Source organism: Methanohalophilus euhalobius (assembly GCF_900215215.1).
GTDB classification, from domain to species: domain Archaea; phylum Halobacteriota; class Methanosarcinia; order Methanosarcinales; family Methanosarcinaceae; genus Methanohalophilus; species Methanohalophilus euhalobius.
On record NZ_OBDR01000019.1, the window covers coordinates 1 to 10,143 of the forward strand.

Consider the following 10,143-nt stretch of genomic DNA (forward strand, 5'->3'; position numbering starts at 1 on the left):
TCGACAGCAGCAAGAACCTGGTCTTTCTTGCAACTTACAATAGCGTCAGACAATTCTTTGTATAATTCTTCTTTTGTCGTTGTTACAACCTCCTTAAAAAGTTCTATAGTGAAACTATAGAAAAAACACAATCAGCGATGGATATTGGCATGTGAATACCCACCTGCCAACTCCATCAACTGCTTAATATCTATATATATTTTACGTTTTAAAGTTTAGAAATTCGATACCCAAGTCCTTGCCTGCCAGATTGCCAGGAAGGCAATAATTAATACAACAGCTGGCCATACATAATCGGCAGCTGGTACATAGGCATTTGCAAAATATGCATCATAAGCTTCCATTGCAGCTTCTGTTTGAACCATTATTTAGCCTCCTTAAATTGCATTCATACATGCCTCAGATAGCCTGGCTTTTCCATCTTCAGTGATTACATACTTGTGTAGAAGGAAACCCTTCTTGTAAACACCTTCATCATCGACTTTGAGATCGACTTCCTTGATGAAACTTACAGCTGCGAGTTCAATCAGGTCCATATTTAACGTGTCACGAGAAAACTCGCCCTGAAAACCATAGTCCTTCATAGTCTGTTCTATGACTTCATAGTTCCAGTACTCTTTGCCATCCTGCATAATTTCCATCATTCTGATCTTTCTTGGTAAGTTTGACATTCTTGATTCCTCCTCATGCCCTAAGTGTTTCGAGTTCCAGACTCTCTTCGGAGAACATTATGAAACTACCAACGATACAGAGAGCACCACCAACCAGCACAGTCCACTGTGGCACATCACCGAAGAACAGTATGGTGGAAATCACAGCAAACATACCGTAAAGGTTTGCAATACCCTGACCGCGTCCTACACCAATCAGTGGGAAGGATTTATACCAGGATACATAGCAGAAACCGAAAGTAACTCCTGCAAATGCAAACATAAGCATTGTTAGCGGTTCAAATGCCTGGATAGCATATGAAAATACGTTATATCCAGCAAGATACAGCAGAGGCAATGCAACAATCACCCATATTCCAAGTTCAGCAATGAACCTCAAATGGAGACCAACATCGGCACTGGAAACATCCAGTCCCTTATCTGCAATAGCACCTTCAATACCCCATCCAGTTGCAGCCATAAGTCCACCGAGATATCCCATCCAGCCTATACTTCCGCTCTGGAGTTCAGTAATCATACCACCACCAAAGATGGTAACACTACCAGCGATGATAACAATAATACCCATTGCTGCTCTCTTACTGATTTTCTCACCATGCCATGCATTGGCAAGTCCTGCACCAACAACAGGGTAAAGCAAAGCAGCAACCGCTGCGAAAGCTCCTCCGCCAAATCCCATGGCAATGTAGGAACCAAGAATTGCAACAGGACCACCAAACAGAGATGCAAACAGGAACCATCTTGAACATGGTTTGAAAGCCTTTGCAGTTCTTACCATCTCACCATAGTTACCCAGTACACCATTCCATACAAGAAGTGCAATTACAACTGTCACAGCATTTATCGCGGTAATCAATATTGCCGTAACAACAAGTGCCATAGAGTCACCACTTGTAGCTGCGATATCTGCATACATTGTATCAAAAGGATTCAAATCCCATACGACGGTACCTGGTATATACCAGAGACCCCAAAGTACAGCACAGAAAAGTGCCCACATATATCCAAAGCGGATACGTCTTCCATGTTCTGCTTGTCTTAATGCTTGTAGATCTACCAAACAATCTCCTCCAGTTCATTTACAATTATTTATAGTTGATATAGCAAATATATATAGATATTAGAGAGGTTATAAATTTGTGGGTGTATCAAACAATACACCCACACACATCAACGGAATTATTCCATTGCTGCCTTACATTTGGTGACTGCGTCAGCTGCGTTCTCGGCGTAGATGTCTGCACCAATCTTGTTTGCCCAATCCTGGGTAACAGGTGCTCCACCGACCATTGTCTTGACGCCGTCACGTAAACCAGCCTCCTTGAGCTGTTCTTCTACCTGAGTCTGAAGGACCATGGTGGTGGTCATCAGGGCAGAGGAACCAAGGATATCTGGTTTATTTTCTTTTACAGCGTTGACGTAGTCAGCGATTGGCACATCTCTTCCGAGATTGATTACATTGAAACCAGCGATCTTGAGCATGGTTGCAACGATGTCCTTACCGATGGTATGAATGTCACCTTCGATGGTACCGATTGCGATTGTACCCTTGTTTTCGGATTTTGTGCTAAGTTTCTCAAGTTCGGGAGTGAGAACTTCAACACCTGCACTCATTGCTTCGGATGCAGCAATGACGTGTGGAAGGAAAAGAGTACCCTGCTCGAACTGATCACCGATTTCGTTCATTCCGGCAGTGAAGCCTTCCTGAATGAGTGCAACCGGATCAAGTCCTGCAGAGATACATTCTTCTGCAACTTCTACAACTGCATCTTCATCAAAATCCATAACTGCAGCTTTTCCTCTTTCTTGTAACTCTTCCTGTGTAGCCATTTTTATTCTCCTAAAAATTTAAATTGAAATTAAATTACATTGCGTTCCTGACATCTTCGTCTGCCCTGTCCATGACAGCTTTCATGTCTTTCATAAGGTCAGCATCGATTGGTGTAACTTCGTGGTTCTTCATGATGTCAACGACCTTTTCATGAGCAACGGTTGCAAGGTCCTTGGAACCTGCTGCTTCCCAGTCACCGAACATGTCCCTGTTAATGAGTTTTGGATCGGAGACTCTGTCGATGTAGTTTCTGGTCTGCTTGTGTGCAAGGAAATTCTTGCCGATTCCTACCTTCTGGATGGATTCTACACCAAGGGTCAGTTCGTCAACAGGAATTCCACGCATTGCGGACTTGGTCATCTCTATCATATCGTTGTCGAATACGAGCTGCTCAAGGGAGAAGGTCATACCAAGTTCAAGCATACCTGCACCATAGAGGGTGTTACATCCGGCAAATGCAGGAAGCAGGGTAGTCATTGTCTTCTCGTGACCTGCCTGGCCATCAGGAATCTTGGCATCAGCCTAGGTACCTGCAACAAAGGACGGGAGACCATAGAACTGTGCAAGTTTACCGACTGCCGCACTGATTAGACCAAGTTCAGGTGCACCAACTGGAGCAGTACCCCTCTTCAGGTCGAAGGTTGTGGTGGAACTACCATACCATACTGAAGTACCTGGTACAGTGATCTGTGCAAGTACGATACCTGCAAGGACCTCTGCATTGTGTGTAACGAGGGTACCAGCACGGAATACTGGAGATGAACCGCCGGACATAGCCATACTCAGGACATTTACAGGGATACCAAAGCGTGCACCCTTGATGATGACCTGACATGCGTTGTTGCTGAGTTCAAGTGGACTGGTTGGACAGAGAAGCATGGAGAATATTGGTTTCTTACGGGCTTCTTCTTCGTCTCCACCATAGTAAGCATGGACCATGTCCCTGTAATACTCGACACTTTCGCCTACAGGATCAATGTGGTGGTAGTGCTTGGAGGTGTTGGTCAATGGTGTGAATGTTTCGTGAACATCCTGCGCACCCTTGCCTGCCCAATCTCGGGCAGATACTGCGAGGGAGTAGTAGTCAATGTTGTCTGCCCAGTCACAAAGTTTGGCAGTGTCTGCTACATCTTGCTCAACAGAATCGACAGTCTTGTACTTGCCTGGTGCTTCATAGTTGCACATCTTGACACCAGTACCGAAGCAGGTCCAGTTGACCTTACCTTTGTGTTCCTGAACTGTGTTGTTTTTCTTGTCACGTCCCCAAAGAGTGAACCTTGAGGGAGCGTCCATAAGAGCTCTGTTTACAAGATATTCAGGGATTTTTACTACCTGAGATTTTTCGTCGACTTCACAGCCGGCTTCCTTGAAGATCTGTCTTGCTTCAGCATCAGAAACCTGGACACCCGGGTTCTGGAAGACTTCCATTGTTGCGGAATGGATCATCCTTAAATCCTCTTCAGAGAAGAGGTTAAGTTCAACGCCATTAAGAGGGCGTGCACCTGGATAGTAGTGTTCTTTCATTTCCTTTCACTCCTATATTTATTCATATTTCACGGTTTGGTGGATAACCACCAGCACAGGTTTAACATCGGACCAGGAGATGGGTGATCCGCATCCCATGCAATTTTTTAGCCAACAAATTACGGGAAGGAAAACCAACCCTTATTCATTGGCAAACTTACAACCTCCGTAAATAAACATAACAAACTTTGCCGAATATCCGTCAAATTTGTAGTGCTGTAAGTTCCATCTCCATTACTAGCTGTCATAATCTGATTTTTAATACGCCCATATATATTTGTCGGTAAAAGGCAGACCAGGGAGGTACCAGTAGTTATCACAAAAAGGAAAGATCAACATACATCCACCGATTAATGAGATAGGAATCAACTAAAAATCAATTATATTTGTCATTGGACCAATATCCTCAATGTAGAATCATCAAAGATAATGGACACCGTTTATATCAAATCAATTTTGCAACAAAATTACATAACAAAAACAAGGCAATTTGCTCCAAACCCCCCAATAACACACAAGTATTATTCAACATATTAATATTGATTATACAGACATTGTTATTTCTAAATATGAATATAGAGTAACAATAGGAATAACAGAATTATGAATGGCACAAACGGAAATTATAAATAAGAAGAAAAGCGCGCTCCACACGCGCCCGCTAAAAGAGAGAGATCAGATTGTTTTGATATCAATGTCTATGTAATGAATTGCATCCACCGGACAAATTGCAACACATCGATGGCAGGAAGTCCCAAGGCATTTTTCACTATCATAATGCACATATTTCTTACCGCCTTCTTCCAGCGCTATAATAGCATCTTCAGGACATTCCTCTTCACACTTACGGCAAAGAATGCAATCCGGAGCCTCCTCTTCTATTACGATACCCAGATTTCTCACAACTTCAAGGCCTTCTTTGCCTACTTCATCAATATCCTTTATGACCCTCTTTTCAATTACAGGATCTTTATAAGGCTCAGGTAATGTTGGAAGACCATACATTTCAAGCATCTGATTGTATGTTTCAATGGGCATTCCCTGTGTCCAGTAGGAAAGTTCACAAACATAGAAGTTCGAGAATGTTTGGCTTTCTGCCATCATCAAATGGTCGGCCTTTATTTTGTTGGCTACTTCCTTAACATCCTCAAGACGACCTACATCAAATACAAGTTCCCTTGCAAGGGAGATAGAAGTGTTACCAAATTGCACGATTGATTTGGCGAAGTTTGGGCAAGACCCCAATGTTCTGGCTTTCTCCGCATCAATATATGCACCTGTTGCACCGGACATATACATATAATCGAGGTCTTCATAGGCAAGACCTGCTTCAACAAGTAAAGTCAGGTGTGCAGCACGTATAGCACCGATAGCTTTGCCTGCTTCTTCGATATCCTTGTCATAAATTTCCACACCTTCAGCCAGGATAATTTTACCGTTGGGCAGATTTGGAAGTTTCTCGATTAATCCAGTATCCAGGGCAACCGAAATTGTCGCAATTACACCCGTACCGGTAATACCTTTTGCAATCAGGTCACTGGCTTCTTTTATGTCACCGGTGGCCGGGTCAATCAGGTGGGCTTTACGGGGAGACATATCCTCATCCAAAATCGTAATTCTCCAATAATCACCCTCAGGATTTACATCGGATATTGCACCGGGACTTGCAAGCATACCACAGGATATACCCTGCCCCTCAATTGCAGGACCTGCAGCTGCACTGCCAGTAATAATCTTTTCCCCTACTTTAAGTGCCATTTCGGCATTTGTACCATAATCCGTCACAAGAGAAGGTTTTTCCTGTTCATAGAAATCGGTCTTAATCATCATTGCCAGTGCATCGGCACCAATTTCATGTTTGATTGCGGGAGGGACTATGATTTCGCAATTTGGAAGGGGAATCACACCATCAAATATCTCAGAAGCATCGAAAACCCGGGCATCACGCACCACATTTTCGACACCAAGCTTTTTTTGTTTGTTTTTACCTGCATACGCCAGGTCGCGGATCTCAATGTTCTGGAAAATTGAAAGCTGTATAGGATTTCCACATATAGCAATACGTCTGATATCTGCCGGGTCAACATCAAGTCTTTCGATTATTTTCTTTACCGTATCCATCATTATTTCATGTGAAATATCAGGACCTACCTGAATAGAAAAATCCAGATGATCCATCACATTTCCGCCCGGCAGAGGATGGCGCATTGTAATAGCAGTCTTTAAAACATCCTTCGTATCAAGATCAATCAATTGTGCCCGAAAACCACTTGTTCCCAAATCTAGAGCAATACCATACATTTTATACACCTCTATTAATACAGAAAGTAATGCATAAAGAAGATAAAATTCAAAGGTATATAAGGTTTTGTGAAGTAATCACAAAACCACACTGTTACATAATAATTAAATTGCTATACGCTGTAAATCAGCTTTTGTTCTCAAAATCAAATCCCAGCAGGAATGTACCACTCCCACGTTCGTTTTTCTCACATATCCTTTCTTTAAGATATTCATCAGTAGGAGGTGAGGGGGAAGCCAGAATTGCATCACTAACGCCTTCAATACAGCCTACAGGTTCACATTCTTTGGGTGGGAGGACAACTACAAGCGGTTCCTTGCTGCTATTGGCATCCATAAGGACCTCTTTGTCATAAATGATAATATTTCCTATTACAAGAGAATCGGCACACTTTTCCACTTCTTTAATCCTTTCGGCATCCTCAGTGTCTTCACCCACTTTTTTATCTTTATGCTTTAAGATTACATTTGGGCCAGAGGGCCATTCATAGTCCATATCCGTAAGGAAAGCCACAAGTACATCCATATCAAGTACTTTTTTTACGCCCTGATTATCTCCTCTGCCCAGACCCATTAAAGTCATCTGGTCAGCCTTTTCCTCCATTTTCCTTATGGTTTCCCTGTCATCTGAAGAAAGTAGTGTTGTAGCACCTACACCTTTTACCTGACCCAGTTTTTCAAGAACCTGTTCAATTATTTTATCTCTGTCCAATTTGTATCCCTCATAAAAGAATGATTAAGTCATTTTAATGAACTGCTAATAATCTCTTTCTTTTGGATATTTAAGGATGTCGAATTATTCCCGGAGAAAAACTATAGTTAGGAACATAATCATAGTGGTTTTGTGACATGTGTGCATAACTGTTATATAAGACCACCAAACATAATTATCAGAGAGAAGCACCAATCATAACAGGAGTTAAAATATGACAGAAGTTACTGTAAACTCAAGAATCTGTGGTTATAAGCATAAAATTAATGCAGAAAAAGAAGGAAAAAAAGTTAAAGTCGATATTACCAGTGACTGCAAAAAAATACAGGCAATGTCAAAGATGGAAGTACCCAGAATGGAAATTTTTGACATACGGGACAACTACATCACCAAAAAGGCACAGGAAGCACACACATGTCCGACCTGTATCGTACCCAGTGGAGCAATTCATGCCTGCCATCTTGAATCAGGATTCATTTCCAAAACACTGGCAAAAGAATCAGGTAGTGTCAGTATCGATTTTGATGAAGAAATTGATGATTAACCCAGTAAATACATTAATCGCCCAATAAAGGAGACATAAGAAAGAATGACAATAATACCAGTTGCACCGGTTGGAAGAGTTATCAGAGAAGCAGGTGCAGAGAGAATTAGTGAAAGTGCAAGTGAGGAGCTTGCCAGGATACTGGAAGAATATGGCATGAAAATATCGACTGAAGCCATTGCTCTTGCCAGGCATGCAGGAAGGAAAACTGTTAAAGAAGTAGATATAAAAATGGCAGTTGATATTGCACGCAAGACACGTGACTAAGTTTAAACTGCAAGACCCATAACACCAATTCCTATCAGTGTGGATATGGTTACTATAAAACCGGCAATCATGACCCCTGCCAGAATGGCAATAAGAGAGTGTCTGAATTTGATTCCAAAAACAAAAGCTGCTGCACAACCGGTCCATGCACCGGTAATCGGAAGCGGGATGGCCACAAACATAACCAGTGCCATGGTTCCGTATTTTTCAAACCTCTTCGAATGGTTACGGTGGGTGCGTGCAAAAAGCCACCCAAAAAACCTGTCTAAAATATAAAAACGCCTGAGCCGGGATGAAACCGGCTCAAGAAACAATAAAAGAGGCACCACTGGAAGCATATTACCAAAAACAGCCAGAAAATATGCTTCCAGGGGAGACATATTGTATAAACCTATAGCTATTGGGATTGCACCCCTGAGCTCGGTTACCGGCAAAGCAGCCATTACTATGGTAGCAAGCCAGGAAGGAACAGAACCCAGTAAACCGATAAGATGGCCACCAAAAAGCATTCAATAACCTTATTCCTCACCTTCAATGGAGAGATGGGCAAGTAAAGCATCCAGCTGGATGCGCTCGTCAGCCCCCTCAGTTATCCTGAAATCGATTTCACCCAGCACATCAACAATTGAGACAAGTTTCCGGGCAGGCATGTCAAGATCAAAGAGAGACCTGTAAACCTGACCTACAACATCTTCCCCCGACAAACCTCTTAAAACCATTAAATCTTCAAGCTTTTTGCGAGATGAAATAAAGTTGCCTCCAAGAGCACTTTCCAAAAGGGCCCTTATTTCTTCAGGATGGGCCGTGGCAGTAATCCGATAAATACTGTCCGCATGGATACTGGAATCAAACATTGAAGCAGCCTGAACGGCATTTATTGCTTTGCGCATATCCCCTTCTGCAACATATTTGATGGCTTCAATACCATCATCTGCAATATCCAGACCTTCCTTTTCTGCTATATACCGACAACGTTTGCCTATTGCATCATCGGAAAGAGGACGGAACCTGTAAACAGCACATCTGGATTGGATTGGCTCAATGATCTTGGAAGAATAATTACATGAAAGAATAAATCTGCAATTGTTCGTATAGCGTTCCATGGTACGTCTCAATGCAGACTGCGCATCAGGTGTGAGAGCATCTGCCTCATCAAGAAAGATTATCTTAAAATCCGCTCCACCTATTGGAGAAGTTTTTGCAAAATTCTTTATTTTGTTCCTGACCACATCAATACCACGCTCATCCGAGGCATTCAGTTCAGTGAAATTTTCCCGCCAATCATCCCCAAAAAGTTCTCTGGCAATCGATACGGCAGTAGCTGTTTTTCCTACACCGGGCGGACCTGAAAAAAGCAAGTGTGGAAGATTATTGGTTTTTATGTAGGACCGCAATCTTTCAATTGTATCTGATTGTCCCACCACATCTTCAAGCCTGTAGGGCCTGTATTTTTCAATCCATATTTCTTCTTTCATAGCTATCCTCCAGATACGGGGAGCAAGGGGGGTAAGAATAAGATTTAATTAGAGTTTGAACTACTCCACGCTTACGCATGGAGATTCCTACGAGTTGTTATATCATTCATTGGATGTATTTGGGATACATCAAATGTCAATAACCCTGTTTGTCGTAGATTATGAGCAAAATGCTCATAACCTGTCCAAATGGCATTCTGTGATAGGTAACGTATCATGATATTGATAGCACTGTTTCTATCTCTATCAATTATGTTACCACAATCACATGTCATATCACGTCTATATAATGGCATATCATGTTGTTTTCCGCAAACATAACATGTTTTTGACGTATAACTTTCATCAATTTTAACTACTTGTTTACCTATAAGTTCTGCTTTATAGGTGAGAAATTCGATGAAACGTGATAAATAACCATTATTTTGTGTAGAGCGGTTCAATGATCTTGATTTTGATTTACCCATATTTTTAACGCTAAGTTTGCCTACAATAATTGTATTGGCTTTTGTGTTTTCTAACATTTTTTTGGTGGTTTTGTGTTGCCAATCTTTTATCTGATTGTTCTTCTTACTTACCATAGTACTAATAGTTTTGTTTAATCTATGCCATTTTTTACTGTATTTTTTGCAATGGTCACGTCTTGATTGAACTGCACTGATTTTAGAATCCCAATATAAATCATATCGTGGATTGTTTATTTCAAAAAATTTCCCTTTATCGTTTATCGCAGTAATCGTTTTGGTAATCCCTAAATCAATGGCTTGAAAATGATTATTTTGAACATAAGGCACATTGATTTCAGGTTCATACGTAAT

General features: G+C 41.6%; 11 protein-coding genes and 1 pseudogene. 2 read left to right on the forward strand and 10 right to left on the reverse strand.

Annotation, left to right across the window (positions count from 1 at the left end):
* Nucleotides 1-215: 215 nt before the first annotated feature.
* The 7 genes and pseudogenes from CP947_RS10605 to CP947_RS10090 all read right to left on the reverse strand — a co-directional run bounded on the left by CP947_RS10605 (nt 216) and on the right by CP947_RS10090 (nt 7,039).
* Nucleotides 216-365: a hypothetical protein gene (locus tag CP947_RS10605; RefSeq protein ID WP_165868983.1), complete on the reverse strand. Its 150-nt coding sequence runs from the start codon at nt 363-365 to the stop codon at nt 216-218.
* A gap of 12 nt (nt 366-377) precedes the next feature.
* Nucleotides 378-671, reverse strand: coding sequence for a hypothetical protein (locus CP947_RS10065; protein ID WP_096713059.1), 294 nt, complete (start codon nt 669-671; stop codon nt 378-380).
* A gap of 13 nt (nt 672-684) precedes the next feature.
* On the reverse strand, nt 685-1,671 hold the full coding sequence (locus CP947_RS10070; RefSeq protein ID WP_096713067.1) for a DMT family transporter: 987 nt from the start codon (nt 1,669-1,671) through the stop codon (nt 685-687).
* A 179-nt stretch (nt 1,672-1,850) separates the two neighbouring features.
* A complete protein-coding gene (locus CP947_RS10075) occupies nt 1,851-2,501 on the reverse strand; it encodes a corrinoid protein (protein WP_096713060.1) in 651 nt (216 codons plus the stop codon).
* A gap of 34 nt (nt 2,502-2,535) precedes the next feature.
* A pseudogene (gene mttB, locus CP947_RS10080) lies at nt 2,536-4,026 on the reverse strand ([trimethylamine--corrinoid protein] Co-methyltransferase).
* Nucleotides 4,027-4,701: 675 nt separating this feature from the next.
* A complete protein-coding gene (locus tag CP947_RS10085; protein WP_096713061.1) occupies nt 4,702-6,327 on the reverse strand; it encodes a methylamine methyltransferase corrinoid protein reductive activase in 1,626 nt (541 codons plus the stop codon).
* A gap of 127 nt (nt 6,328-6,454) precedes the next feature.
* Nucleotides 6,455-7,039 carry a hypothetical protein gene (locus tag CP947_RS10090; RefSeq protein WP_096713062.1) on the reverse strand — a complete coding sequence of 195 codons (585 nt, stop codon included), beginning with the start codon at nt 7,037-7,039 and terminating at the stop codon, nt 6,455-6,457.
* A 214-nt stretch (nt 7,040-7,253) separates the two neighbouring features.
* Here CP947_RS10090 and CP947_RS10095 point away from each other — a divergent pair, with 214 nt between their 5' ends.
* Nucleotides 7,254-7,583: a DUF6951 family protein gene (locus CP947_RS10095; protein ID WP_096713063.1), complete on the forward strand. Its 330-nt coding sequence runs from the start codon at nt 7,254-7,256 to the stop codon at nt 7,581-7,583.
* A gap of 45 nt (nt 7,584-7,628) precedes the next feature.
* Complete coding sequence (locus CP947_RS10100; RefSeq protein WP_096713064.1) at nt 7,629-7,850, forward strand: histone family protein; 222 nt, start codon at nt 7,629-7,631, stop codon at nt 7,848-7,850.
* 2 nt (nt 7,851-7,852) lie between these two features.
* On the opposite strand, the gene CP947_RS10105 is transcribed toward CP947_RS10100, so the two are convergent.
* The 3 genes from CP947_RS10105 to CP947_RS10115 all read right to left on the reverse strand — a co-directional run.
* Complete coding sequence (locus tag CP947_RS10105; protein ID WP_096713065.1) at nt 7,853-8,359, reverse strand: COG2426 family protein; 507 nt, start codon at nt 8,357-8,359, stop codon at nt 7,853-7,855.
* Between the two features lie 9 nt (nt 8,360-8,368).
* Entirely contained in the window at nt 8,369-9,325 is a 957-nt protein-coding gene (locus CP947_RS10110; RefSeq protein ID WP_096713066.1) for a replication factor C small subunit, read from the reverse strand.
* A gap of 71 nt (nt 9,326-9,396) precedes the next feature.
* A partial coding sequence (locus CP947_RS10115) for an RNA-guided endonuclease InsQ/TnpB family protein (RefSeq protein WP_143745144.1) occupies nt 9,397-10,143 on the reverse strand: 747 nt, incomplete at its 5' end.

Excerpts from the sequence above, each read along its gene's own strand:
- CP947_RS10605 (WP_165868983.1), bottom strand. The coding sequence starts at position 365 with ATGGTTCAAACAGAAGCTGCAATGGAAGCTTATGATGCATATTTTGCA.
- CP947_RS10065 (WP_096713059.1), bottom strand. The coding sequence starts at position 671 with ATGTCAAACTTACCAAGAAAGATCAGAATGATGGAAATTATGCAGGAT.
- CP947_RS10070 (WP_096713067.1), bottom strand. The coding sequence starts at position 1,671 with ATGTGGGCACTTTTCTGTGCTGTACTTTGGGGTCTCTGGTATATACCA.
- CP947_RS10075 (WP_096713060.1), bottom strand. The coding sequence starts at position 2,501 with ATGGCTACACAGGAAGAGTTACAAGAAAGAGGAAAAGCTGCAGTTATG.
- CP947_RS10085 (WP_096713061.1), bottom strand. The coding sequence starts at position 6,327 with ATGTATGGTATTGCTCTAGATTTGGGAACAAGTGGTTTTCGGGCACAA.
- CP947_RS10095 (WP_096713063.1), top strand. The coding sequence starts at position 7,254 with ATGACAGAAGTTACTGTAAACTCAAGAATCTGTGGTTATAAGCATAAA.
- CP947_RS10100 (WP_096713064.1), top strand. The coding sequence starts at position 7,629 with ATGACAATAATACCAGTTGCACCGGTTGGAAGAGTTATCAGAGAAGCA.
- CP947_RS10105 (WP_096713065.1), bottom strand. The coding sequence starts at position 8,359 with ATGCTTTTTGGTGGCCATCTTATCGGTTTACTGGGTTCTGTTCCTTCC.
- CP947_RS10110 (WP_096713066.1), bottom strand. The coding sequence starts at position 9,325 with ATGAAAGAAGAAATATGGATTGAAAAATACAGGCCCTACAGGCTTGAA.